Here is a 22667-nt window from a genome sequence, read left to right as displayed (position 1 = left end):
TCGTTACCATCCAATTTTCAGTTTCTTGCGATCAGTCCTGCGACTGTTCGCTCAATTTTCGACGACAAGATCATTAGGGGCTTGTTCAATGTCTGCATCCCTCGCATTCGTCTTTCCGGGTCAAGGTTCGCAGTCCCTCGGCATGCTGGCCGAGCTGGGCGCCCAGTACCCACTGGTCATCGATACCTTCCGCGAGGCCTCCGAGGCTCTGGGTTATGATCTCTGGGCACTGACCCAGCAGGGCCCGGAAGAGCAACTCAATCAAACTGACAAAACTCAGCCGGCTATCCTGACCGCTTCGATCGCCCTGTGGCGCCTGTGGTTGGCGGAAGGTGGTGCTCGCCCTGCGTTCGTCGCCGGTCACAGCCTGGGCGAATACAGCGCCCTGGTGGCTGCGGGTAGCCTGTCCCTCGGCGATGCCGTGAAACTGGTCGAGCGTCGCGGTCAGCTGATGCAGGAGGCCGTACCGGCCGGGCAGGGCGCCATGGCTGCGGTCTTGGGCCTGGATGATGCGGATGTCATCGCTGTGTGCGCTGAAGCGGCACAGGGTGACGTCGTCAGCGCGGTCAACTTCAACTCGCCTGGCCAGGTCGTCATCGCCGGTTCGAAGGCCGCTGTCGAGCGCGCAATCGAAGGGTGCAAGGCGCGTGGCGCCAAGCGTGCCTTGCCATTGCCGGTCAGCGTGCCGTCGCACTGTGAACTGATGCGCCCGGCTGCTGAACGGTTCGCTGAATCGGTTGCTGCCATCGATTGGCAGGCGCCGCAGATTCCGGTCGTGCAGAACGTCAACGCGACGGTCTCTGCTGACCTGGACACGCTCAAGCGCGACTTGCTGGAGCAGTTGTTCAAGCCAGTGCGCTGGGTTGAATGCGTTCAGTACCTCGCAGCACAAGGCGCTACCTCGCTGGTCGAGTGCGGCCCAGGCAAGGTCCTGGCCGGTTTGAACAAGCGCTGCGCCGATGGTGTGACCACCTATAACCTCAATACCCCAGACGCTGTCGCCGCCACCCGTGCGGCGCTGGCCTGAAATTAGGAGAAGCTTGCATGAGCCTGCAAGGTAAAGTTGCACTGGTGACTGGTGCCAGCCGTGGCATTGGCCAGGCCATCGCCCTGGAGTTGGGTCGCCTGGGCGCTACGGTCATCGGTACGGCCACCTCGGCTGCTGGTGCCGAGCGCATCGCTGCGACCCTCAAGGAGCACGGTATCGCGGGTACCGGCCTTGAGCTGAACGTCACCAGTGATGAGTCGGTTACCGCTACCCTGGCCGCGATTCAGGAGCAGTTCGGTGCGCCGACGATCCTGGTCAACAACGCCGGTATCACCCGCGACAACCTGATGCTGCGGATGAAGGATGATGAGTGGTTCGATGTTATCGATACCAACCTCAACAGCCTGTACCGTCTGTCCAAGGGCGTGCTGCGCGGCATGACCAAGGCGCGCTGGGGTCGTATCATCAGCATCGGTTCGGTAGTCGGTGCCATGGGTAACGTCGGTCAGGTCAACTATGCAGCTGCCAAAGCTGGCCTGGAAGGCTTCAGCCGTGCGCTGGCGCGTGAAGTGGGCTCCCGTGCGATCACCGTCAACTCGGTGGCGCCTGGTTTCATCGACACTGACATGACGCGCGAGCTGCCAGAAGCGCAGCGCGAAGCCCTGCAGACCCAGATTCCTCTGGGGCGTCTGGGACAAGCCGAGGAAATCGCCAAAGTCGTGGCTTTCCTGGCGTCCGAGGGTGCAGGTTATGTCACCGGTGCAACCATTCCGGTCAACGGCGGGATGTACATGTAAGGCAAATGTGACGGATTGCTTCAAAAAAATGTCATACGTGGCGTGTAAAATCCGTTATAAAGCTGCAACCAAATTCTAGTCAGCGGTTGGGTGTGACGTTCGAGAAGCGCTTGGCGCTTGAAAAGCCAAACTCTTTCTATACACTTACACCCCGGCCAGCTGCCTGACATATGTCCATTAGGAGTGAAAACAAGGTATGAGCACCATCGAAGAACGCGTCAAGAAAATCGTCGCCGAGCAACTGGGCGTTAAAGAAGAAGAAGTAGTGAACACTGCTTCCTTCGTCGAAGATCTGGGTGCCGATTCCCTTGACACCGTTGAGCTGGTGATGGCTCTGGAAGAGGAATTCGAGACCGAAATCCCTGACGAAGAAGCCGAGAAGATCACTACTGTTCAAGCAGCTATCGACTACGTCACCAGCCACCAGGCTTAAGACGTTGTAGTCGTCGCTTCTTGTCATGGAAAAACCGCACTGCCTTCACTGGCGTGCGGTTTTTTCTTTGCGAGAGATGTAGACCTTAGAAAAAGGAGAGTGCTGTGTCGCGTAGACGCGTCGTGGTCACCGGTATGGGTATGCTGTCGCCACTGGGTACGGACGTGCCGAGCAGTTGGCAGGGCATTCTGGCTGGCCGCAGTGGCATTGGTCTGATCGAACATACAGACCTTTCTGCTTACTCCACCCGTTTTGGCGGCTCGGTAAAGGGCTTCGAGGTTGAGCAGTACCTGTCGGTCAAGGAAGCTCGCAAACTCGACCTTTTTATCCAGTACGGCCTGGCGGCCGGTTTTCAGGCAGTGCGTAATGCTGGCCTGGAAGTGACCGATGCCAACCGTGAGCGTATCGGCGTGGCCATGGGTTCGGGCATCGGTGGCCTGACCAATATCGAAGAAACCAGCCGCACCTTGCATGAGCAGGGGCCTCGGCGTATTTCGCCGTTCTTCGTGCCAGGCTCGATCATCAACATGATTTCCGGCTTCCTGTCGATCCACCTGGGCGTACAGGGGCCTAACTACGCCATTGCCACGGCATGCACGACCGGTACGCATTGCATTGGCATGGCCGCACGCAATATCGCCTTTGGCGAAGCCGATGTGATGATTGCCGGTGGTGCTGAAATGGCTGCGTGTGGCTTGGGTATGGGGGGCTTTGGCGCTTCTCGTGCGCTGTCGACCCGCAACGACGAGCCGACCCGTGCCAGTCGTCCATGGGACAAGGGCCGTGATGGCTTTGTTCTGGCCGACGGCGCCGGTGCGCTGGTGCTTGAAGAGCTGGAGCACGCCAAGGCCCGTGGTGCGACCATTTATGCCGAGCTGGTAGGTTTCGGTATGAGCGGCGACGCGTATCACATGACCTCGCCACCGGAAACCGGTGCCGGTGCTGCACGCTGCATGGCCAATGCCCTGCGTGATGCTCGCCTCGACCCGAGCGAAGTCAGCTACATCAACGCCCATGGCACGTCGACTTCGGCGGGTGACCTGGCGGAAGCATCGGCGATCAAGTCGGTGTTTGGTGAGCATGCGTACAAGCTGGCGGTCAGTTCCACCAAGTCCATGACCGGTCACCTGCTGGGCGCTGCCGGGGCTGTGGAGGCGATCTTCAGCGTGCTGTCGATCAACGGCCAGGTGGCTCCACCGACCATCAACCTCGATGAGCCGGACGAGGGGTGTGACCTGGACTTCGTGCCGCATCAGGCGCGTGAAATGTCGATCGATGTGGTGTTGTCCAACTCCTTCGGTTTTGGCGGTACCAACGGCTCGCTGGTGTTCCGCCGGTTCGCTGGTTGATGCAAAGCTGGGTCGATGGTCAGCCGGCCGATACCCTGGCACTGCAAAGTCGAGGGTTGGCCTACGGCGATGGTCTGTTTGAGACCATCGCGGTCAAGGCCGGCAGGCCATCATTGTTCGAGTATCACCTCGAACGCTTGGCGCTGGGTTGCCAGCGCCTTGCGATTGACGCCGATCTGGCACTGATTCGCGATGAGTTGAGCCGTTACGCCAGCCTGCTGGGCGAGGGCGTGCTCAAGCTCATTCTGACCCGGGGTGACAGTCAGCGTGGCTATGCGCCCGCCGCTGGCGTGCCGCCGCGGCGTATCTTGCAGGGCAATCCGCCAGCGGCTTACCCCGCTGGCAATGCCGAGCATGGTGTGAAGCTGTTCGAATGCCGTACCCGCCTGGCGGAACAGCCGCTGTTGGCGGGGCTCAAGCACCTCAATCGTCTTGAGCAGGTATTGGCCCGTTCCGAGTGGCAGGATCCCGACTATGCCGAAGGGTTGATGCGTGACATCACCGGCCGCGTGGTCGAAGGGGTCTACAGCAATCTGTTTCTGGTCAGGGATGGCGTGTTGTTGACTGCCGACCTCAGCCGTTGCGGGGTTGCCGGGGTCATGCGTGCGGCGCTGATGGTCGAGGCTGCGCGCCTCGGGATCGACGTTCGTGTCGGCGACCTGGCCCTTGAGGATCTTGCGCGAGCCGATGAGGTCTTTCTCTGTAACAGTGTTTACGGTATCTGGCCGGTGTGCTCGTGTGGATCGATGAACTGGTCGTCGGGCCCGGTCACCCGTAAACTGCAGGCCATTGCCCGTACGTTACTGGATGCCTGATTTGTGAGACGTAAATTCTTGGTACTGCTGGAGATCGGCCTGATCCTGGGTGGCCTGCTGTTGGGGTACTCCGCCTGGAAGTTGAACTCGGCCCTTCAGCAGCCGCTGCATGTGTCCCAGGAGCAGTTGCTCGATGTGCCGACCGGTACGACGCCCAATCGCATGTTCTACCGTATGCAAACGGATGGCTTGCTCAAGGATGCTTTCTGGTTACGCCTGTACTGGCGTTTCAATATGGTCGGTGTGCCGCTGCACACAGGCGAGTATCGTCTCAGCCCAGGCATGAGCGTGCGCGAGCTTTTCGAGCTGTGGCGTCGCGGTGAGGTGGTGCAGTACAACCTGACGCTGGTTGAAGGCTGGAACTTCCGTCAGGTGCGCGCCGCTTTGGCCAAGCACGAAAAAATCGAACAGACGCTTAACGGTCTGAGCGACAGCGAGGTCATGGAAAAGCTCGGGCACGCTGGTGTGTTTCCGGAGGGGCGCTTTTTCCCGGATACCTACCGCTTTGTGCGCGGCATGACCGATGTCGAGTTCCTCCAGCAAGCGTATGCGCGCCTGGAAGAGGTGCTGGCTCAGGAGTGGAATGCCCGTGCCCCTGAAACCCCTTATCGCGATCCTTATCAGGCGCTGATCATGGCTTCGCTGGTGGAAAAGGAAACCGGCGTTCCTCAGGAGCGTGCCCAGATCGCGGGTGTATTTGTGCGACGCATGCAAATCGGCATGTTGCTGCAGACGGACCCAACGGTGATTTATGGCATGGGCGAGCGCTACAACGGCAAGATCACCCGTGCTGACCTGCGCGAGCCGACCCCTTACAACACCTATGTGAATGCGGGCTTGCCGCCGACGCCAATTGCCATGGTGGGGCGTGAGGCGATTCATGCGGCGTTGAACCCATTGCCTGGCAGCAGCCTGTACTTCGTGGCGCGTGGCGATGGCAGTCATGTCTTCTCCGATGACCTGGACGCGCACAATTCGGCGGTGCGTGAGTATCAGCTCAAGCGTCGCGCCGATTATCGCTCGAGCCCGGCACCGCAAGCCCAACAGTCGACACCCGATGACATGGTCGTCGAACCGAGCGAGTCTTCGACAGCGGTCGATGAGTCCTCCCGTACTGATCAAAATTAAGGACTGCCTGTGAGCGGCTTGTTTATTACCCTGGAAGGCCCTGAAGGTGCGGGCAAGAGCACCAACCGCGAGTACCTGGCCGAGCACCTGCGCAGCCAGGGCGTGGACGTGCTGCTGACCCGGGAGCCGGGTGGCACGCCGCTGGCGGAGCGTATTCGCGAGCTGTTGCTGGCGCCCAGTGAAGAGCTGATGCACCCCGATACCGAGCTGTTGTTGGTCTTCGCTGCGCGTGCCCAGCACCTGGCCGAAGTGATCCGCCCGGCATTGGCACGGGGCACCGTCGTGCTTTGTGATCGCTTCACGGATGCGACCTACGCTTATCAGGGTGGCGGTCGCGGCTTGTCGCTAGAGCGCATTGCCACGCTTGAGCAGTTCGTTCAGGGTGAGTTGCGCCCTGACCTGACCCTGGTGTTCGATCTGCCGGTGGAGGTTGGCCTGGCGCGCGCTGCCGCGCGTGGCCGTCTCGACCGCTTCGAGCAGGAGGGGCAGGCGTTTTTCGAGGCTGTGCGTCAGGCTTATCTGGCGCGTGCCGAGGCCACGCCTGCGCGTTATCGCCTGATCGATGCCGCCTTGCCGCTGGAGCAGGTGCAGCGTGCCATTGATGCCTTGCTGCCTGAAATCCTGGAGCGTTGCCGTGGCTGAGGCCTACCCTTGGCAGGACGCGCTGTGGCAACAGTTGGCAGGGCGTACGCAGCATGCTCATGCCTACCTGCTGCACGGTCCTCAGGGCATCGGCAAGCGGGCGTTGGCCGAGCGCCTGATGGCCTTGCTGTTGTGCCAGCGTCCCAAGGGGCTGCAGGCCTGCGGTGAGTGCAAGTCATGCCTGTTGCTGGCGGCTGGCAGCCATCCGGACAACTATGTCCTGGAGCCGGAAGATACCGACAAGCCGATCAAGGTCGATCAGGTGCGTGACCTGGTGTCGTTCATCGTCCAGACTGCCCAGTTGGGTGGTCGCAAGGTGGTGCTGATCGAGCCGGTAGAAGCGATGAACATCAATGCGGCCAACGCCCTGCTCAAGAGCCTTGAGGAGCCGTCCGGCGATACCGTGTTGTTGTTGGTGAGCCACCAGCCCAGCCGGCTGCTGCCGACCATCAAGAGCCGCTGCCTGCAGCAAGCTTGCCCATTGCCGGGTTTCGAGCAGAGCCTGGCCTGGCTCGGCAAGGCGTTGCCCGACAGTGACGAGCAAGAGCGCCTGGAGTTGTTGACCTTGGCTGCGGGCTCGCCGCTTGCGGCTGTCAGCTTGCAGGCACAGGGCGTGCGCGAGCAGCGTGCGCTGGTGGTCGACGGGGTGAAGAAGTTGCTCAAGCAACAGTCGTCGCCCAGCCAGCTTGCCGAGGCCTGGAGCGCGGTGCCGCTGTTGTTGCTGTTCGACTGGTTTTGCGACTGGTCCAACCTGGTCCTGCGCTACCAGTTGACTCAGGATGAGGAGGGGCTTGGCCTCGCTGACATGCGCAAGGTGGTGCAGTACCTTGCGCAAAAAAGCAGCCAGAGCAAGGTGCTGGAAATTCAGGACTGGATTCTTGCCCAGCGCCAGAAGGTGCTGGCCAAAGCCAACCTTAACCGCGTGTTGCTGCTCGAGTCCTTGCTGGCCTCATGGGCGATGCTTACGGCTCAGCGCTGAGCGCCGATTTTTCAATTACTTCTGTGTAAAGACCTCATGCTTGTAGATTCCCATTGCCACCTCGACCGTCTCGACCTTACCGCCTGCCAGGGCTCTCTGGATGCTGCCCTGGATGCTGCCAGGGCGAGGGGGGTTGGGCACTTTCTGTGCATTGGCGTCAGTGCGGAGAATGCTGCAGCGGTGAAGGCAGTCACTGAGCGCTACGGTGATGTCGACTGTTCGGTAGGGGTTCACCCACTAGACCTGGCACCCGGTGCCGAGCCGGCCCTGGACTGGTTGCTGCAGGAGCTGAATCACCCCCATGTCGTGGCGATCGGTGAGACCGGCCTGGATTATCACTACGAGCCTGAAGCTGCCGAGCTGCAGCAGGACTCTTTTCGCCTGCACCTGGATGCCGCGCGTATCACCGGCAAGCCGGTGATCGTGCATACCCGTGCGGCGCGCGCCGATACCCTGGCACTGCTGCGTGAAGCTGCATTGCCGCAGGCTGGCGTGCTGCATTGCTTTACCGAGGACTGGGACATGGCCAAGGCTGCGTTGGACCTGGGTTTCTACATTTCCCTTTCCGGCATCGTCACCTTCCGTAATGCGGATGCCTTGCGCGATGTCGCACGCCAGGTGCCGGTCGATCGCCTGCTGGTGGAAACCGACTCGCCGTACCTTGCGCCGATTCCATACCGCGGCAAGCCAAACCTGCCGCAGTATGTGCGGGAAGTGGCGGAGTTCGTTGCCATGCTGCGTGGGGAAACCTACGAGCGGCTTGCCGAGCAGACTACAGCTAACTTCAAGCGCCTGTTTCCATTGGCGCGTGTCGCCAAGCACTGAATCGCAGGCAAAAAAAACCCGGGTTCTGGGGGGTGAATCCGGGTTAAGACCATTAGGAGTAAAACAAAGGTACTCAATCCTTTCGCACCTTTATCAGCGCGACACTTGGGGGGGGTATGCCGCGCTAACAGTTCAAGTATTGGTCAGGATTGGCGCTATTCCACTGCAGGTTGGTCGATTTTTAAACAAATTTGGAATACGCGTGGGGTTGTTGAGCACTCATTGCTCTGCAAGCCGGCGTACCAAGGCCAGTGTTTCGTCGATCACGCGCTTATCTGTGTAAAAATGTGGGGAAAAGCGTATACCCGGTCCTCGCGGTATGCAGACGACCTGTTCGGCTTTGAGTGACTGGTACACCTGCGCATGTTCCTGGCCATCGATGCTGAACGAAACAATCCCGGCGCGGCGGGAGGGCTCCAGTGGGCTGTGCAGGCGCACGCCGGGGATGGCGGCAAGCCCATTGCTCAGCCATTGCACGCGTTCTTCGATGGCGCTGGCCACGCGCTCCATGCCCACTTCTTCCAGCAACGACAGGCTGGCCTCCAGGGCCACAGCACCGAGCATGTTCGGGCTGCCACATTCAAAGCGCCGTGCGCTGCGCGCCGGCTCCCAGGTGGTGCGGTTGTAGTCACCCATGTGCTCAAGCATATGCCAGCCATACTCGCTGAGCTCCAGCTGTGGCCGAATTTCGGCGCGGCAGTAGAACACCCCGAGCCCCTCCGGGCCGAGCATCCACTTGTGGCCGTCAGCCATGGCAAAGTCGCAGTCATAGGCCTGGACATCAAAGGGCAGGGCGCCCAGTTGCTGAATGGCATCGATGCAGAACAGCACGTTGCGCTCGCGGCAGCCGCGCCCCAGGCGCGTAAGGTCCAGGCGAAGCCCGCTGGCGAACTGCACGGCACTGATTGCCAGTAGCCGCGTGCGCGCATCACAGGCCTCCAGCAGGTCGCCTTCCGGGTCGTGGCCTTTGAGACTGACTTGTCGAACCTTCACGCCTTGGTTGGCCAGCGCCTCCCAGACCACCCGATTGGAAGGGAACTCCTCATCGCTGATGACGATTTGATCGCCAGCCTGCCAGTCGAGGCCGAAGGCGACGAACGACAGTGCTTCCGAGGTGTTTTTGACCAGCGCGATATCATCCGTCGACGGTGCGTTCGTCAGGCGTTTCAGCCGTTCGCGAAGTCTCTGCTCCATGGCCATCCAGTCTGGATAGTCGCGGGCGCCGATCAAAACGTTCTCGTTGGCGAAGCGTGAGACCGCCTCGCTCGCGCGTTTTGGCCAAGGGGCGACGGCGGCATGGTTCAGATAGCGGAGGCCGTCAGCGTGTGGGAACTCATCATGAAACATAGACATGGTTGGATGATCCGTGCATTTTGGCGCAAGTTAGGCATAATACCTGGCTTCGATTTTGATCCAGTCCTTCTTATGCAGAAAGAACCTCGTAAGGTCCGTGAGTTTCGTCGCCGTGAGCAAGAGATTCTCGACACCGCGCTCAAGCTGTTTCTCGAACAGGGTGAAGACAGTGTCACCGTCGAGATGATCGCTGATGCTGTCGGTATCGGCAAAGGCACGATCTACAAGCACTTCAAGTCCAAGGCGGAGATCTACCTGCGCCTGATGCTCGACTATGAGCGCGATTTGAACCAATTGCTGCACTCTGCCGACGTCGACCGCGATAAGGAAGCCCTGTCGCGTGCCTATTTCGAATTCCGGATGCGTGATCCGCAGCGCTACCGGTTGTTCGACCGCCTGGAAGAAAAGGTGGTCAAGGGCAATCAGGTGCCGGAGATGGTCGAGGAGCTACACAAGATCCGCGCATCCAACTTCGACCGTCTGACCCTGTTGATCAAAGGGCGCATCAGTGAAGGCAAGCTTGAGGATGTCCCGCCATACTTCCATTACTGTGCCGCCTGGGCGTTGGTGCATGGTGCCGTAGCGCTCTATCACTCGCCGTTCTGGAGCAATGTGCTGGAAGATCAGGAAGGTTTTTTCCAGTTCCTGATGGATATCGGTGTGCGCATGGGCAACAAGCGCAAGCGTGACCCCGAAGCCTCCGGTAACTGAGCCGCTCGGCAGAGCTTTAGTGCTACTGGCGTGAGTCACTCGGGAATATACTCGAGGATGAGGCTTGCAAATACCTGATTTTTGAGTCAGGTTTTGCAAGCCAACTTCATTCGTGCCGGAGTCATCATGATCGTCGATCATCAAGGCAGACGCTTTCGCAATTTGCGTGTCAGCCTTACTGCCGCCTGCAACTACGCCTGCACCTACTGTGTGCCGGACGGCAAGCGGCTGGTCGCGGCTCAGGATGAGCTGTCGGCTGAGGCAATGGCGCGTGGTGTTGCCTACCTGATCGAGGCAGCCGGTATCGAGCGCCTGCGCATCACGGGCGGGGAACCGCTGGTCAGCCCGAAACTTGAAGCCTTTCTCAAGGCCGTTGCCGGTTTCGGCCTGGATGAAATCAGCCTGACCACCAACGGCCAATTGCTGGCGCGCAAGCTGCCGTTGCTGATAGAGGCCGGAATTGCTCGGCTTAACGTCTCCCTCGATACCCTGAATGCCGAAGCCTTTCGCAGCATTGCGCGTGGCGGTGACCTGGCCACTGTGCTCGACGGCATGCGTCAAGCCAGTGCCGCTGGAATGAAGATCAAGGTCAATATGGTGCCGCTGAACGGGCAGAACCTTGATCAGGTGCTACCGCTGCTGGATTACTGCCTGGAGCACGGCTATGAGCTTCGCTTCATCGAGTTGATGCGCATGGGGCATCTGGCGCGCGACAGCAATGCTTTCTTGCAGCAGTTTGTTGGCCTGCAGCAGTTGCTGCAGGTAATTGGTGAGCGCTACGAGTACTTGCAGGCCGATGCGCCGGTCGATGCGACCGCCTTGCGCTACTGCATTCCCGATCAGGGCTTCTTTGGTGTGATTGCCAATGAAAGCGTGCCGTTTTGTCGTACCTGCTCGCGTTTGCGGTTGTCGTCTACAGGCTGGTTGCATGGCTGCCTCTCTTCCAGCAATCGTCACTATGTCGGTGATCTTCTGGACAAGCCGCGCCACCAGGCACTTCCCGCGTTGCAGGGCTTGCTGGTCAAGGCATTGGCTGACAAGCAGCCGGTGGCCTTCTCCGGTGGTGCAACGGTGATGAAAATCATCGGCGGTTAACCTGGTCCTTCTGGAGCTGGCGCAAAATCTGCATCTGCCGACTATTCGCCGGTTTTCCGTCGCCGGCCATTGGAGGAAAGATGCGTAGCCTGGTTGTGCTGCTGGCGCTGACGGCGCTGAGCGGCTGCATGAATGTCAGCGATATGGGCGAGGGTGCCCGTTACCATTTGAGCGATGCCGGCTTGCTCGATCACAGTGAGACTCGGCGCTCGATGTCATTGCGGCTGCAACCCGACTCGTTTATCTATATCGGTCAGGGGGCGTTCGTACCGCCTGGCGGCGCTTACCCGCGCCCTAACGTTGTGGCTGAAGAGGCGTTCAAGGGTTTCATTGAGTACTTCCCGATGGTGCGTCGTGCTCAGGGGCCGTTGGGGCTGGAAGACGCGTTGAATGAGGCGCGGTCAGTGGGTGCGCATTACCTGCTGTATGCACGCTTTGCCAAGGCTGATGACCGTATTGGCAATGGCGACGAATGGTATGACCAGCAGGCGGTCGATCGCCTGGGGATCGACACCGGTGTGATTCAGTTGATGTTGATCGAAACCAATACCCGCTACTTGATCGATACGGCTCGGATCAAGAGTCGTGGCGGTTTGCTGACGTTCCACGACAATAAACCGGAAGATTTGCTTGCCCAGCCGCTGGAAGACTACGCTCGCAGCCTGTTGGGCATGAGTCTTTGAGGAAGGGATGATGGACGGTACCGGCAAGGCTAACGATTTATTGGCGCAGATCCCCAAAACAGAAAAGGGGCTGCCACCGGTGCATCTGTGGAATCCGGACTTCTGTGGCGATATCGACATGCGTATCGCCCGTGATGGCACCTGGTACTACATGGGTACCCCGATCGGTCGCAAGCCGATGGTTCGGTTGTTCTCGACCATCATCCGTCGAGATGGCGATGACTACTTCCTGATTACGCCGGTAGAGAAGGTAGGTATCAAGGTTGACGATGCGCCTTTCGTTGCTATCAGCCTGGAGGTGCAGGGGAGTGGCGAGCAGCAACTGCTGCGCTTTACCAGCAACGTTGACGAACAGGTTGATGCCGGTGCTGAGCACCCATTGCGTTTTGAAATTGACCCGCTAACGCAGGAGCCTTCGCCCTACGTACACATGCGCAGCAACCTTGAAGCGCTTATCCACCGCAATGTGTTCTACCAGTTGGTGGAGCTGGCGGTGCATCGGCGGATTGATGAGGAAGACTGGCTGGGTGTGTGGAGTGGGGGGCGTTTCTTCCCGATCGGTCGAGCCTGATAGCGCGGTCGTTCAGCACATGGATTGTCAGTGTGCTGAAACGAAAAAACCTCCAGTGCTTGCGCAACTGGAGGTTTTTCATATGTTTGGCTCCGCGACCTGGACTCGAACCAGGGACCCAATGATTAACAGTCATTTGCTCTACCGACTGAGCTATCGCGGAATCTGTGGCATATCTTACTGATTGCTAAGGGGAAGTCAAGCTTTTGCTAACTTCCCCTTGGCAAAAAACAGCTTACAGCACCTCGACGATTGCCTTGGTCACCACGTGAATGTTGCTCTGGTTCAGCGTGGCGACGCAAATGCGGCCGGTATCCAGGGCATAGATACCGAATTCGCTCTTCAGGCGGGCAACCTGTTCAACTGTCAGGCCAGAGTAGGAGAACATCCCGCGCTGGCGACCGACGAAGCTGAAGTCGCGCTTGGCGCCGTACTCGGCCAGCAGTTCGACCATCTGCTTGCGCATGCCGTGGATGCGCTGGCGCATTTCACCCAGCTCGGCTTCCCACATGGCACGCAGTTCCGGGCTGTTGAGCACGGCGGCGACGATGCTCGCACCGTGAGTCGGTGGGTTGGAGTAGTTGGTGCGAATAACGCGTTTGACCTGCGACAGTACCCGTGCGCTTTCTTCCTTCGACTCGGTCACGATGGACAGTGCGCCAACGCGCTCACCGTACAGCGAGAACGACTTGGAGAACGAGCTGGAAACGAAGAAGCTCAGGCCCGACTCAGCGAACAGGCGCACAGCAGCGGCGTCTTCGGTGATGCCGTCGCCAAAGCCCTGGTAGGCCATGTCGAGGAATGGCACGTGACCTTTGGCCTTGATGACCTCCAGGACGTTTTTCCAGTCTTCTGGGCTCAGGTCGACGCCAGTCGGGTTGTGGCAGCAAGCGTGCAGGACGATGATGGAACCCGACGGCAGGGCGTTCAGGTCTTCCAGCATGCCGGCGCGGTTTACGTCATTGGTGGCGGCATCGTAGTAACGGTAGTTCTGTACCGGGAAACCAGCGGCTTCAAACAGCGCGCGGTGGTTTTCCCAGCTTGGGTCACTGATGGCGACCACAGCGTTTGGCGACAGTTGCTTGAGGAAGTCGGCACCAATCTTCAGTGCGCCGGTACCACCGACGGCCTGGGTGGTGATCACGCGGCCAGCGGCCAGCAGTGGCGACTCGGCACCGAACAGCAGCTTCTGTACCGCCTGATCGTAGGCAACAATGCCGTCGATTGGCAGGTAGCCGCGGGAGGCGTGCAGGGCTGCGCGTTGGGTTTCGGCTTCGATGACCGCGCGCAGCAGTGGAATGCGCCCCTCTTCGTTGCAGTAGACCCCTACACCCAAGTTGACCTTGTTGGTGCGGGTATCGGCGTTGAATGCTTCGTTGAGGCCCAGAATGGGATCGCGTGGTGCCAGCTCGACAGCGGAAAACAGGCTCATTATTACCTTGGCTCTGAATGGAGGGTGAAAGAGGTCGCACGCTCCAGTCGGATGCACTAGAGCGGTGCATAAACGGGGAGTCAGTATAGTGATACCCATCGGTCACGGCGACAGCCTGACGCAGCTTTTCCTGCTGTTTGGCCGATTATTTTTTTACCGTTAGTCGATTTACCGGGTTGAATGCAGGAAAAGCACCGCATGTCAGGTTGAAACTGGCGTCAGGTGCCCTTCATTCGGTATAAATACTGTCTATAAATACAGTTGCCTGTATCCGTACATTTCAGGGGTTTGTCATGTCCGAGTTTCAACTCGTCACCCGTTTCCAGCCAGCTGGTGATCAGCCAGAAGCCATCCGCCTGATGGTCGAAGGTATCGAGGCCGGGCTTGCACATCAGACCCTGCTCGGTGTGACCGGCTCTGGCAAGACGTTCAGCATTGCCAACGTCATCGCCCAGGTTCAGCGGCCAACATTGGTACTGGCGCCGAACAAGACCCTTGCGGCGCAGTTGTACGGCGAATTCAAGGCGTTTTTCCCGAACAACGCCGTGGAGTACTTCGTTTCGTACTACGACTACTACCAGCCTGAGGCCTATGTACCGTCGTCTGACACCTTCATCGAGAAAGATGCGTCGATCAACGACCATATCGAGCAGATGCGCCTGTCGGCGACCAAGGCGTTGCTGGAGCGACGCGACGCGATCATCGTGACCACCGTGTCCTGCATCTACGGTCTGGGCAGCCCGGAGACCTACCTGAAAATGGTGCTGCATGTGGACCGTGGCGACAAGCTCGACCAGCGTGCCTTGCTGCGTCGTCTGGCCGACCTGCAGTACACCCGCAATGAAATGGATTTTGCCCGTGCCACCTTTCGCGTGCGTGGCGATGTGATCGATGTGTTTCCGGCCGAATCGGACCTGGAGGCCATCCGCATCGAGTTGTTCGATGACGAAGTGGAGAACATTGCCGCGTTTGATCCCTTGACCGGCGAAGTGATTCGCAAGCTGCCGCGCTTCACCTTTTACCCGAAGAGTCACTACGTCACTCCGCGTGAAACCCTGCTGGAGGCAGTGGAGGGCATCAAGGAGGAGCTCAAGGAGCGTCTGGAGTACCTGCACAAGGCGAACAAGCTGGTCGAGGCGCAGCGTCTTGAGCAGCGTACCCGTTTCGACCTGGAGATGATCCTCGAGCTGGGCTACTGCAACGGTATCGAAAACTACTCGCGCTACCTCTCGGGACGTCCTGCCGGTGCGCCGCCGCCGACCTTGTACGACTACCTGCCCGATGACGCCTTGCTGGTCATCGACGAATCCCACGTCAGTGTTCCTCAGGTTGGTGCGATGTACAAAGGCGACCGTTCGCGCAAGGAAACCCTGGTCGAGTACGGTTTTCGCTTGCCGTCGGCGCTGGATAACCGACCGATGCGTTTCGATGAATGGGAGAGCGTCAGCCCCCAGACCATTTTTGTCTCGGCAACCCCGGGGCCTTACGAGGCCGAGCATGCGGGGCGGGTGGTCGAGCAGGTGGTGCGGCCGACAGGGCTGGTCGATCCGCAGGTCGAGATACGTCCGGCAACCACGCAGGTGGACGATCTGCTTTCGGAGATCCGCAAGCGTGTCGCGGTCGAGGAGCGCGTGCTGGTGACCACCCTGACCAAGCGCATGGCTGAAGACCTGACCGACTACCTTGCTGATCATGATGTTCGGGTGCGTTACCTGCACTCGGACATCGACACGGTCGAGCGGGTCGAGATTATCCGCGACCTGCGCCTTGGAACCTTCGATGTGCTGGTAGGCATCAACCTGTTGCGCGAAGGCCTGGATATGCCGGAAGTGTCGCTGGTGGCCATTCTCGATGCCGACAAGGAAGGTTTCCTGCGTTCGGAGCGCTCGCTGATTCAGACCATTGGCCGGGCTGCGCGGAACCTCAATGGCCGGGCGATTCTCTATGCCGACCGTATGACCGGTTCGATGCAGCGCGCCATCGATGAAACCGAGCGCCGTCGGGAGAAGCAGGTGGCCTTTAACCTGGCCAATGGCATCGTGCCCAAGGGCGTGGTCAAGGACATCACCGATATCATGGAAGGGGCCACTGTCCCCGGTTCGCGCAGCAAGAAACGCAAAGGCATGGCCAAGGCGGCAGAAGACAGTGCGCGTTACGAAGCTGAACTGCGTTCACCGGCCGAGATCACCAAGCGCATCAAGCAGCTGGAAGAGAAAATGTACCAGTTGGCCCGAGACCTGGAATTCGAGGCCGCGGCCCAATTGCGGGACGAGATCGCGGCCTTGCGTGAGCGCTTGTTGACGGTCTGACCGCACAGGTCAGTGTGCTTCCCCGGCCTTGAGTCCTGCTGGCAGTTTACGTGTCAGCAGGACCGCCAGCATGCTGATTGCCAACCCGAGCCCAACCCAGTGGAACGCATCGTTGTAGGCCATGATTTGCGCCTGCTGATGGGTGATCTCGCTGAGCTTGCCCAATGCTGCGGTTTCACTGCCCAGCTTCTCCGCGAGCAACCCCAGGCGTTCGGCAACCTGCGGATTGCTGGGCACCAGTGATTCGCGCAAATAGTCGAAGTAGACCTTGGTGCGGGCGTCCAGCAAGGTTGCCAGCAGGGCAATGCCGATGGCACCCCCAAGGTTGCGCAGGATATTGAACAGGCTCGATGCCGAGCCCGCGTCCTGGGGCAGGATGTAAGCGGTAGCAATCAGCGAAATGGTCACCATGATCATCGGTTGGCCGAGGGCGCGGATGATCTGGATCTGGTTGAACTGACTGCCGGCAAAGTCCGGGTTCAGTACCCCGGAGCTGAAGCTGGCGATGCCGAACAGGGCAAAGCCCAGGGTACAGAGGATTTTTGGCGAAATCACTTTCATCAATTGTGGAACCAGCGGAATCAGAAACAGCTGGGGTATGCCCATCCACATGATGACTTCACCGATCTGCAGGGCGTTGTAGTGCTGAATTTGCGCCAGGTACAGCGGCAGCAGGTAGACCGAGCCATACAAGCCAAAGCCCATGCCGAGGCTGGCAATACTGCACAGGCCAAAATTACGGTTGCCAAGGATGCGCAGGTTGATCAGCGGGTTGGGTTTGGAAAACTGCAGAATGACAAAGCTAATCAGGCTGAAGGTGGCGATGCTGAGCAGGCTGACGATCAGGCTCGATTCGAGCCAGTCTTTGCGGTGACCTTCCTCCAGGAAGACCTGCAGGCAGCCCAGGCCTATACCGAGGCTGACGATGCCTGCGTAGTCGGTGCTTTTCAGCAGCTCCCAGTGCGACGCCTTTTTCTCCAGGCCATAGAGCATGCCGGCAATCATCAGCAACCCGGGCGGGATGTTGATATAGAAGATGTATTCCCAGCCCCAGTTTTCGGTCAGCCAGCCGCCCAGTGTCGGGCCGATGGAGGGCGCGAAGGTGGCGGTCATGGCAAACATGGCCATGCCCTTGGCGCGGTGGTGTTCCGGTAGCTTGATCAGGGTGAGGCTGAAGGCCAGCGGGATAAGTGCGCCGCCGGTGAAGCCCTGCATTGCACGAAAGATGATCATGCTTTCCAGGTTCCAGGCCATCGAACACAGCAAGGATGACCCCAGAAAGCCCAGCGATACCCAGGTCGCCAGGCGTCGAGCCGAAAGCAGTTGTACCAGCCACGCGGTGAGCGGAATCATGATGATTTCCGCGACCAGATACGAGGTGGAAATCCAGGAGCCTTCTTCCAGGGTCGCTGACAGCGCCCCCTGGATATCCTGGAGCGAGGCGTTGGTGATCTGGATGTCCAGCACCGCCATGAACGCGCCAAGCATCGCGCTCATGACGGCAATCCAGTCCCGTCGGCTGGGTTCGCCGATGGGGCGGATCAAGGCGTCACCGGCCATTGTCAGGGTTGCCGGTGCTGCGCAGGTCGACTGTGGCAGTGACAGACATGCCCGGCCGAATCTTGCCGTGCAGTGCGTTGTCTGGGGCGAAGGTCAGTTTCACTGGAATGCGCTGAACCACCTTGGTGAAGTTGCCGGTGGCGTTGTCCGGTGGCAGCAGGCTGAACTGGGCGCCAGAGGCTGCGAACAGACTGTCGATCCGGGCCTCGATCGGCGTATCCGGGTAGCTGTCGAAGCGCAGTTCGGCGCGCTGGCCGGGTTGCATCTTGCCGATCTGGGTTTCCTTGAAGTTGGCCTGAACCCAGATGTCCTGGTCTGGAACGATCGACAGCAGGTAGGCGCCGGCCTGCACATATTGGCCATTGCGCGCGGCACGTTGCCCGATAAAGCCGCTGATCGGCGCATGGATTTCGCTGCGCGTCAGGTTCAGTTCGGCCTGGGCCAGCTCGGCGCGGGCACTGGCGATCTGTGCGTCGAGGCGTTTGATCTCGGCACTGAGGGCGTTGACCTGTTGGCGCTGGCCCTGCAGGTCAGCCTGGGCCTTGCTCACCTGGGAACGTGCGACATGGCTTTCCGCTGACAGCGTAGTCACGCGCTCCTCCGAGACAAAACCGGGTTTACGCAGTGCTTCTGCCCGATTGAGGTCCAATTGGGTGCGCCCGAGCGTGGCTTCGTTGGCGGCAACCTGTGCTTGCCCTGCGGCGATCAGGCTGGCTTGTTGGGTCAGGCGGCTTTCGGCTTGCAAGCGCTCGGCCTCTCGTGTCGCGAGGTTGGCGCGAGCGTGTTCCACCGCCAGGTCGAAGTCGTCACGTTCCAGGCGAACCAGTACCTGGCCTTTCTCCACGCGTTGGTTGTCCTCGACCAGTACCTCGTCGATACGTGCGCCAAGTTGGCTGGAAATACGCGTGATTTCACCTTGAACATAGGCGTTGTCGGTGGTTTCGTAGAAGCGTCCCTTGAAGTACCAATGCGCCAGGAAGGCGAGGGCGACAAGCAGGGCCAGCGTGAAGAAAATCAGCAGGCGACGTTTGAGTTGGGCAGGCATGGGTACGATCGTTCTAAAAATGTAAGCAGATTTAACAGCGTTTGGATCCGCTGGCACAAGTGACGATCGCGCCCATTGCTGGAGCCGAGTGCCTGCTCCCTGTTAACATCCAGCCTTTGTTTCATCTCTTGTTCGAGACTCTCAATGACCACCGTTCGCACGCGAATCGCGCCATCGCCGACTGGCGATCCCCATGTCGGCACCGCTTACATCGCCCTGTTCAACTACTGCTTTGCCAAGCAGCACGGCGGTGAGTTCATCCTGCGTATCGAAGATACCGACCAACTGCGATCGACCCGTGAGTCCGAGCAGCAGATCTTCGACGCCCTGCGCTGGCTCGGTATCGAGTGGAGCGAGGGGCCGGACGTCGGTGGCCCGCACGGCCCTTACCGGCAGAGTGAGCGTGGCGATATCTACAAGCAGTACGCTCAACAGCTGGTCGACATGGGGCACGCCTTCCCGTGCTTCTGTACCGCCGAAGAACTGGACCAGATGCGTGCCGAGCAGATCGCGCGTGGCGAGACGCCGCGTTATGACGGTCGCGCCTTGCTGCTCTCGCCTGAGGAAGTACAGCGCCGTCTGGCCGCGGGCGAGCCTCACGTTATCCGCATGAAGGTACCGACCGAAGGTGTCTGCGTGGTGCCGGATATGCTCCGTGGCGACGTTGAAATCCCGTGGGACCGTATGGACATGCAGGTCTTGATGAAGACCGATGGCCTGCCGACCTACTTCCTGGCCAACGTCGTCGATGACCACCTGATGGGCATCACCCACGTCTTGCGCGGTGAAGAATGGCTGCCCTCGGCACCGAAGCTGATCAAGCTCTACGAGTACTTCGGCTGGGAGCAGCCGGTGCTGTGCTACATGCCGCTGCTGCGTAACCCGGACAAGAGCAAGCTGTCCAAGCGCAAGAACCCGACTTCGGTGACGTTCTACGAGCGTATGGGCTTCATGCCCGAGGCCATGCTCAACTATCTGGGGCGCATGGGCTGGTCGATGCCGGACGAGCGTGAGAAGTTCTCCCTGGCCGAGATGGTCGAGCATTTCGATCTGTCGCGGGTTTCCCTGGGTGGGCCGATCTTCGATATCGAGAAACTGTCCTGGCTCAACGGTCAGTGGTTGCGCGATCTGCCGGTCGAGGAGTTTGCTGCTCGCGTTCAGCAGTGGGCCTTCAACAGCGATTACATGATGAAGATCGCACCGCACGTGCAGGGCAGGGTGGAAACCTTCAGCCAGATCGCGCCACTGGGCGGGTTCTTCTTTGAAGGTGGCCTGAAGCTCGATGCGACGCTGTTCGAGCACAAGAAACTGTCCGCTGATCAGGTTCGTCAACTGATGCAGTTGATCCTGTGGAAACTGGAAAGCCTGCGTCAGTGGGAAAAGGATCGCATCACCGGCTGCATTCAGTCCGTGGTCGAGGCGTTGTCGCTTAAGCTGCGCGATGCCATGCCGCTGATGTTTGCCGCGATTACCGGTCAGGCCAGTTCGGTCTCGGTGCTCGACGCCATGGAAATCCTTGGCCCGGACCTGACCCGCTACCGCTTGCGCCAGGCGCTGGACCTGCTGGGTGGTGTGTCGAAGAAAGAAAACAAGGAGTGGGAGAAGCTGTTCGCGTCCATCGCGTAAGCGTGCTGCCTTGCATAACGCCCCTGTGGCGCCGGCAACCCCGGCCTCACGGGGGGCGTACACCCCTGAATTACCGGGTGTTTTCCCGGTGAGGGCGGTAAGTGTTTGTTATCTCGGAAAAAAACTTTGGATTTTGTTGAAAATTTATTTGACAGGTCTTTGATCCGATCTTAATATGCGCCCCGTCCACAGCGATGAACGAAACGAAGCGCGAAGCACCCAGCCAAGCGATTCAGTTCAAAGCGACTTGTGGGGCTATAGCTCAGCTGGGAGAGCGCCTGCATGGCATGCAGGAGGTCAGCGGTTCGATCCCGCTTAGCTCCACCAATTTCCAGGTTCGCAGTTGTTGTTTAACTGCGAATACGATCAGGATGAAGTCTGATCGATTGGTAGAAGGGTTGCGTCCCCTTCGTCTAGTGGCCTAGGACACCGCCCTTTCACGGCGGTAACAGGGGTTCGAGTCCCCTAGGGGACGCCAGTTTTACACAAGCGATGTCGTAAGAGGTCGCTGCGCCGCGAGGCGAAAAATCTGGGGCTATAGCTCAGCTGGGAGAGCGCCTGCATGGCATGCAGGAGGTCAGCGGTTCGATCCCGCTTAGCTCCACCAATTTTGCCAGGATTCGTGAAAACGGATCTGCACGAAGGTTACATGTCCCCTTCGTCTAGTGGCCTAGGACACCGCCCTTTCACGGCGGTAACAGGGGTTCGAGTCCCCTAGGGGACGCCAATTTACCCGCTTTGCGGGATTTCAAGGCTCATTCGATTATTGAATGAGCCTTTTGTTTTTGTTCCGAAAAAAGTTTTAAGCCTGGCGCGATGAGCGGCGGGCTTTTTTGCTTGCCAAAAAATATTATGTAGATAATATTTCGATCATAATATTTTGAGGTGTGCCATGAACGACAAGAAGGCCAAGACCCGCGATCGGATTCTCGACGCCGCTTGCAGTGCGTTGATTCAGCACGGTCCGGTAGAGCCTAGCGTCAACCAGGTGATGGGGGCGGCTGGGCTTACCGTCGGTGGTTTTTATGCTCATTTCGAAAGCAAGGATTCGTTGATGCTCGAGGCCTTTCGCCAGTTGTTGGGCGAGCGTCGATCCTTGCTGGCACAGGTCGATCCGGCACTTGATGGTGAGGGCCGTCGGGCCCTGGTGGCGGCATTCTACCTGTCGCGTAAGCACCGAGATGCGACCGAGCATGCATGCCCTCTACCCACTTCCTTGAGCGAAATGACGCGCTTGCCCGACAGCTTCCGTCAGGTCCTGGCCGAGCACATCGAGCTGATGATGGTTCAACTGGCCGATCGTCCTGAGGACGCCGACAAGGTCCTGGCTGATCTGGCCTTGATGGTGGGCGGGCTGGCATTGGCGCGTGCGCTTGGTACCGATGAGCTGTCTGACCGTGTCCTGCGTGCCGCCAAGTCGGCGGTGATCTGATCGTGTAACAGGAGCAAAGCGATGAGCCGTTTGAGCTGGATTCGTGGTGTGAACGGTACCCTTGGCCGGCTAATGCCTGAGCGTGTGGCGAGCACGATGCGTCAGGCTTTCATGAGCCCGCGCAACCTGCCGCCCAAGGCCTGGGAGTTGCCGTTGCTGGCCAGTGCCGAGCGGATAACCCTGCGGTTCGGGCTTTCAGCGCTGCGTTGGGGGCAGGGGCCAGCGGTACTGTTGATGCACGGCTGGGAAGGCAGGCCCACTCAGTTCGCGCATTTGATCCAGGCGCTGGTGGCGGCCGGGTATACGGTGGTGGCGCTGGATGGGCCGGCCCATGGCCATTCCCCAGGGCAGCAGGCGCATGTGGTGCTGTTCGCCCGCGCTTTGTTGGAAGCTGCCGCCGAACTGCCACCGTTGCGTGCGGTGATCGGGCACTCGATGGGCGGTGCCAGCGTGCTGCTGGCATTGCAGTTGGGCTTGCGCGCTGACGCCGCGGTGAGTGTGGCAGCCCCGGCGCGTCTGCTTGAGGTGCTGCGTGGTTTTGCCCAGCATCTGGGCATGCCGTCGCGGGCGCGAGCCGCGTTCATTCGGCAGGTTGAGCGGGATGTCGGTGTGCAGGTGTCACGGCTTGACGTTAACGGTTATCAGCTCGAGCTGCCCGGGTTGATCGTGCATGCGCAGAACGACGAGCGGATTTCGCCCAGTGAAGCACAGGTCATTCATGACGCCTGGTTTGACAGTCGCTTGTTGCTGTTGCCTGAGGGTGGGCATCAACGGGTGTTGTCCGCACCTCTGTTCATCGAGGCGGTATTGGCATTGCTTGAGCGCATTACCTTGGCGGCGCGCCAATCGGCCTGAGCATCCGTTACACTTTTTCGGTCTACCTAGCACCTGGAG

General features: G+C 59.5%; 21 protein-coding genes and 5 tRNA genes. 21 read left to right on the top strand and 5 right to left on the bottom strand.

Features of this window, described 5'->3' with window-relative positions:
• The first annotated feature begins 88 nt into the window (after positions 1–88).
• The 9 genes from fabD (at position 89) to AB7M23_RS22850 (ending at position 7956) form a co-directional block, all read left to right on the top strand.
• A complete protein-coding gene (gene fabD / locus AB7M23_RS22890; RefSeq protein ID WP_065761311.1) occupies positions 89–1027 on the top strand; it encodes an ACP S-malonyltransferase in 939 nt (312 codons plus the stop codon).
• A gap of 17 nt (positions 1028–1044) precedes the next feature.
• Positions 1045–1785, top strand: coding sequence for a 3-oxoacyl-ACP reductase FabG (gene fabG / locus AB7M23_RS22885; RefSeq protein ID WP_065761312.1), 741 nt, complete (start codon positions 1045–1047; stop codon positions 1783–1785).
• Between the two features lie 196 nt (positions 1786–1981).
• Positions 1982–2218, top strand: coding sequence for an acyl carrier protein (acpP, locus tag AB7M23_RS22880; RefSeq protein WP_003175607.1), 237 nt, complete (start codon positions 1982–1984; stop codon positions 2216–2218).
• A gap of 104 nt (positions 2219–2322) precedes the next feature.
• On the top strand, positions 2323–3567 hold the full coding sequence (gene fabF, locus AB7M23_RS22875) for a beta-ketoacyl-ACP synthase II (RefSeq protein ID WP_099775455.1): 1245 nt from the start codon (positions 2323–2325) through the stop codon (positions 3565–3567).
• Positions 3567–4382 (top strand): aminodeoxychorismate lyase, encoded by an 816-nt coding sequence (gene pabC / locus AB7M23_RS22870; protein ID WP_454242097.1) that lies wholly within the window; start codon positions 3567–3569, stop codon positions 4380–4382. Before fabF ends, pabC begins: the two co-directional genes overlap by 1 nt.
• Positions 4383–4385: 3 nt before the next feature.
• Positions 4386–5510, top strand: a complete 1125-nt coding sequence (mltG, locus tag AB7M23_RS22865; RefSeq protein WP_065761315.1) for an endolytic transglycosylase MltG — start codon at positions 4386–4388, stop codon at positions 5508–5510.
• Positions 5511–5519: 9 nt separating this feature from the next.
• Complete coding sequence (gene tmk / locus AB7M23_RS22860; protein WP_065761316.1) at positions 5520–6152, top strand: dTMP kinase; 633 nt, start codon at positions 5520–5522, stop codon at positions 6150–6152.
• The gene (locus AB7M23_RS22855) at positions 6145–7131 is read left to right on the top strand and encodes a DNA polymerase III subunit delta' (protein ID WP_065761317.1); all 987 of its coding nucleotides are present in this window, start codon (positions 6145–6147) and stop codon (positions 7129–7131) included. Before tmk ends, AB7M23_RS22855 begins: the two co-directional genes overlap by 8 nt.
• 36 nt (positions 7132–7167) lie before the next feature.
• On the top strand, positions 7168–7956 hold the full coding sequence (locus AB7M23_RS22850; RefSeq protein ID WP_065761318.1) for a TatD family hydrolase: 789 nt from the start codon (positions 7168–7170) through the stop codon (positions 7954–7956).
• A gap of 219 nt (positions 7957–8175) precedes the next feature.
• Here AB7M23_RS22850 and AB7M23_RS22845 read toward each other — a convergent pair whose 3' ends face one another.
• Complete coding sequence (locus tag AB7M23_RS22845) at positions 8176–9309, bottom strand: aminotransferase class V-fold PLP-dependent enzyme (protein WP_065761481.1); 1134 nt, start codon at positions 9307–9309, stop codon at positions 8176–8178.
• Positions 9310–9381: 72 nt separating this feature from the next.
• Between AB7M23_RS22845 and AB7M23_RS22840 the strand changes: the two genes are divergently transcribed.
• The 4 genes from AB7M23_RS22840 to AB7M23_RS22825 all read left to right on the top strand — a co-directional run bounded on the left by AB7M23_RS22840 (position 9382) and on the right by AB7M23_RS22825 (position 12369).
• Entirely contained in the window at positions 9382–10020 is a 639-nt protein-coding gene (locus AB7M23_RS22840; RefSeq protein ID WP_065761482.1) for a TetR/AcrR family transcriptional regulator, read from the top strand.
• A gap of 126 nt (positions 10021–10146) precedes the next feature.
• Positions 10147–11115 carry a GTP 3',8-cyclase MoaA gene (locus AB7M23_RS22835; RefSeq protein WP_330523456.1) on the top strand — a complete coding sequence of 323 codons (969 nt, stop codon included), beginning with the start codon at positions 10147–10149 and terminating at the stop codon, positions 11113–11115.
• A gap of 80 nt (positions 11116–11195) precedes the next feature.
• The gene (locus AB7M23_RS22830; RefSeq protein ID WP_065761483.1) at positions 11196–11798 is read left to right on the top strand and encodes a DUF4823 domain-containing protein; all 603 of its coding nucleotides are present in this window, start codon (positions 11196–11198) and stop codon (positions 11796–11798) included.
• Positions 11799–11808: 10 nt separating this feature from the next.
• Complete coding sequence (locus AB7M23_RS22825; protein WP_330523455.1) at positions 11809–12369, top strand: DUF1285 domain-containing protein; 561 nt, start codon at positions 11809–11811, stop codon at positions 12367–12369.
• Between the two features lie 87 nt (positions 12370–12456).
• Here the strand turns inward: AB7M23_RS22825 and AB7M23_RS22820 are convergent.
• Positions 12457–12532, bottom strand: a tRNA-Asn gene (locus AB7M23_RS22820).
• 72 nt (positions 12533–12604) lie between these two features.
• Positions 12605–13801, bottom strand: coding sequence for an amino acid aminotransferase (locus AB7M23_RS22815; protein WP_065761485.1), 1197 nt, complete (start codon positions 13799–13801; stop codon positions 12605–12607).
• A gap of 293 nt (positions 13802–14094) precedes the next feature.
• Between AB7M23_RS22815 and uvrB the strand changes: the two genes are divergently transcribed.
• Positions 14095–16110 (top strand): excinuclease ABC subunit UvrB, encoded by a 2016-nt coding sequence (uvrB, locus tag AB7M23_RS22810; protein ID WP_099775452.1) that lies wholly within the window; start codon positions 14095–14097, stop codon positions 16108–16110.
• A 9-nt stretch (positions 16111–16119) separates the two neighbouring features.
• Here the strand turns inward: uvrB and AB7M23_RS22805 are convergent, their stop codons facing one another.
• On the bottom strand, positions 16120–17670 hold the full coding sequence (locus AB7M23_RS22805; RefSeq protein WP_065761487.1) for an MDR family MFS transporter: 1551 nt from the start codon (positions 17668–17670) through the stop codon (positions 16120–16122).
• A complete protein-coding gene (locus tag AB7M23_RS22800) occupies positions 17660–18715 on the bottom strand; it encodes an HlyD family secretion protein (protein ID WP_454242096.1) in 1056 nt (351 codons plus the stop codon). Before AB7M23_RS22800 ends, AB7M23_RS22805 begins: the two co-directional genes overlap by 11 nt.
• Positions 18716–18859: 144 nt before the next feature.
• On the opposite strand from AB7M23_RS22800, the gene gltX reads away from it, so the two are divergent.
• From gltX to AB7M23_RS22765, 7 genes are all read left to right on the top strand, one after another.
• Positions 18860–20341 (top strand): glutamate--tRNA ligase, encoded by a 1482-nt coding sequence (gene gltX / locus AB7M23_RS22795; protein WP_102053701.1) that lies wholly within the window; start codon positions 18860–18862, stop codon positions 20339–20341.
• Positions 20342–20592: 251 nt separating this feature from the next.
• A tRNA-Ala gene (locus AB7M23_RS22790) sits at positions 20593–20668 on the top strand.
• 75 nt (positions 20669–20743) lie between these two features.
• A tRNA-Glu gene (locus AB7M23_RS22785) sits at positions 20744–20819 on the top strand.
• Positions 20820–20872: 53 nt separating this feature from the next.
• A tRNA-Ala gene (locus AB7M23_RS22780) sits at positions 20873–20948 on the top strand.
• A 44-nt stretch (positions 20949–20992) separates the two neighbouring features.
• Positions 20993–21068 (top strand) — tRNA-Glu (locus AB7M23_RS22775).
• 165 nt (positions 21069–21233) lie between these two features.
• The gene (locus AB7M23_RS22770; protein ID WP_330523453.1) at positions 21234–21773 is read left to right on the top strand and encodes a TetR/AcrR family transcriptional regulator; all 540 of its coding nucleotides are present in this window, start codon (positions 21234–21236) and stop codon (positions 21771–21773) included.
• Positions 21774–21794: 21 nt separating this feature from the next.
• Positions 21795–22628, top strand: a complete 834-nt coding sequence (locus tag AB7M23_RS22765) for an alpha/beta hydrolase (RefSeq protein WP_454242095.1) — start codon at positions 21795–21797, stop codon at positions 22626–22628.
• Positions 22629–22667 lie beyond the last annotated feature (39 nt).

Source organism: Pseudomonas sp. HLS-6 TE3448, from assembly GCF_053629555.1.
Note: the sequence above shows the minus strand (reverse complement) of the source record. Positions and strands in the feature narration are given on the sequence as shown.

Excerpts from the sequence above, each read along its gene's own strand:
- fabD (WP_065761311.1), top strand. The coding sequence starts at position 89 with ATGTCTGCATCCCTCGCATTCGTCTTTCCGGGTCAAGGTTCGCAGTCC.
- fabG (WP_065761312.1), top strand. The coding sequence starts at position 1,045 with ATGAGCCTGCAAGGTAAAGTTGCACTGGTGACTGGTGCCAGCCGTGGC.
- acpP (WP_003175607.1), top strand. The coding sequence starts at position 1,982 with ATGAGCACCATCGAAGAACGCGTCAAGAAAATCGTCGCCGAGCAACTG.
- pabC (WP_454242097.1), top strand. The coding sequence starts at position 3,567 with ATGCAAAGCTGGGTCGATGGTCAGCCGGCCGATACCCTGGCACTGCAA.
- AB7M23_RS22850 (WP_065761318.1), top strand. The coding sequence starts at position 7,168 with ATGCTTGTAGATTCCCATTGCCACCTCGACCGTCTCGACCTTACCGCC.
- AB7M23_RS22845 (WP_065761481.1), bottom strand. The coding sequence starts at position 9,309 with ATGTCTATGTTTCATGATGAGTTCCCACACGCTGACGGCCTCCGCTAT.
- AB7M23_RS22840 (WP_065761482.1), top strand. The coding sequence starts at position 9,382 with ATGCAGAAAGAACCTCGTAAGGTCCGTGAGTTTCGTCGCCGTGAGCAA.
- AB7M23_RS22835 (WP_330523456.1), top strand. The coding sequence starts at position 10,147 with ATGATCGTCGATCATCAAGGCAGACGCTTTCGCAATTTGCGTGTCAGC.
- AB7M23_RS22830 (WP_065761483.1), top strand. The coding sequence starts at position 11,196 with ATGCGTAGCCTGGTTGTGCTGCTGGCGCTGACGGCGCTGAGCGGCTGC.
- AB7M23_RS22825 (WP_330523455.1), top strand. The coding sequence starts at position 11,809 with ATGGACGGTACCGGCAAGGCTAACGATTTATTGGCGCAGATCCCCAAA.
- AB7M23_RS22815 (WP_065761485.1), bottom strand. The coding sequence starts at position 13,801 with ATGAGCCTGTTTTCCGCTGTCGAGCTGGCACCACGCGATCCCATTCTG.
- uvrB (WP_099775452.1), top strand. The coding sequence starts at position 14,095 with ATGTCCGAGTTTCAACTCGTCACCCGTTTCCAGCCAGCTGGTGATCAG.
- AB7M23_RS22805 (WP_065761487.1), bottom strand. The coding sequence starts at position 17,670 with ATGGCCGGTGACGCCTTGATCCGCCCCATCGGCGAACCCAGCCGACGG.
- AB7M23_RS22800 (WP_454242096.1), bottom strand. The coding sequence starts at position 18,715 with ATGCCTGCCCAACTCAAACGTCGCCTGCTGATTTTCTTCACGCTGGCC.
- gltX (WP_102053701.1), top strand. The coding sequence starts at position 18,860 with ATGACCACCGTTCGCACGCGAATCGCGCCATCGCCGACTGGCGATCCC.
- AB7M23_RS22770 (WP_330523453.1), top strand. The coding sequence starts at position 21,234 with ATGAACGACAAGAAGGCCAAGACCCGCGATCGGATTCTCGACGCCGCT.
- AB7M23_RS22765 (WP_454242095.1), top strand. The coding sequence starts at position 21,795 with ATGAGCCGTTTGAGCTGGATTCGTGGTGTGAACGGTACCCTTGGCCGG.